At 68.6% G+C, this 1,335-nt stretch carries 2 protein-coding genes; both read left to right on the plus strand.

The features are described 5' to 3' along the window. On the plus strand, window positions 1-254 hold a 254-nt coding region (locus P409_RS34505; protein WP_034849416.1), incomplete at its 5' end, for an enoyl-CoA hydratase-related protein. A 62-nt stretch (window positions 255-316) separates the two neighbouring features. Beyond that, window positions 317-1,335, plus strand: a 1,019-nt coding sequence (locus P409_RS36715; RefSeq protein WP_052121718.1) for an ABC transporter substrate-binding protein, incomplete at its 3' end; no start/stop codon positions are given.

A 1,335-nucleotide genomic window follows, 5' to 3' on the forward strand; every position in this document is an offset into this window, starting at 1 on the left:
GCATCGTCAGCCGCGTCGTCCCGGCCGCCGACCTGCTGCGCGAGGCGCAGGCCGTCGCCGGCCGGATCGCCGCCAACGCGCCGCTGGCCGTGCGCGCAGTGAAGCATCTCGTCGGCTATGGTGAAGGCCTGCCGGTCGGCACGGCCGTGGCCGCGGAACGCCTCGTCTGGGGCGTGCTGCGCGACACCGAGGATCGCATCGAGGGGCGCCTGGCCTTCCAGGAAAAGCGCCGGCCGGTGTTCAAGGGCCGCTGACCACAAGATCAAGCCCCGGCGGCGGACAACGACCGTCCGGGGCGGAAATGGGGAGGGAACCGATGTCCGTTTCGAAGCAGTTGCAGGCCGCGCTCTGCGGCGCCCTGGCCATGCTGGCCGTCGGGGCCGCGGCCGTGCCGGCCCAGGCCCAGGACCAGGCGCTGATCGATGCCGCCAGGAAGGAAGGCGAGCTGACCTGGTACACCGGCTTCGTCGTCAACCTGCTGGTCCGGCCGCTGGCCGAGGCGTTCGAGGCCAAGTACGGCATCAAGGTCAACTACGTCAGCTCCAGCGATTCCGAGATGCTGCTGCGCCTGACCAACGAGGCCAGGGCCGGAACGCCGGTCGGCGACGTGTTCGACACGCCGGGCACGCTGGTGCCGCCGCTTAAGGAAGCCGGCCTGATCGCGCATTACCCGGTGGCCTCGGCCAAGGACTACCCGGCGGAGCTGCGGGACAAGGACGGCGACTGGACCTCGATCTTCGTCCTGTACCTGACCACCGGCTACAACACCGACCTGGTCAGCGACGACGAGGCGCCGAAGACCTTCCAGGACCTGCTCGACCCGAAATGGAAGGGCAAGATGGTGTGGACCGACACCCGCACCATCTCCGGCCCCGCCGGCTTCATCGCCAACATCCTGGCGACGATGGGCGAGAAGGACGGCATGGACTATCTCCAGCGCCTGGCGCAGCAGGACATCGTCGGCATCCCGTCGAACCAGCGCGTGGTGCTGGACCAGGTCATCGCCGGGCAGTACCCGATCGGGCTGATGATCTACAACCACCACACGGTCATCAGCCAAGCCCAGGGCGCCCCGATCAAATGGGTGAAGATGGAGCCGCTTGTCGCCAATGTCGGCGTCATCGCCCTGGCCAAGAACGCCCCGCATCCGAATGCCGGCAAGCTGTTCCTCGAATTCGTGCTGGGCGAGGAGGGGCAGACGGTGCTGGCCAATGCGGGATACCCGCCGGCGCATCCGGCGGTGCGGGCCAAGACCCCGTCGATCACTCCGACCGGCGGCGACTTCAAGACCACGCTGCTGACGCCGGTGATGACCGGAGCGCCGCTGGCGGGCTG

The organism is Inquilinus limosus MP06 (assembly GCF_000767795.1).
Lineage (GTDB): Bacteria > Pseudomonadota > Alphaproteobacteria > DSM-16000 > Inquilinaceae > Inquilinus > Inquilinus limosus_E.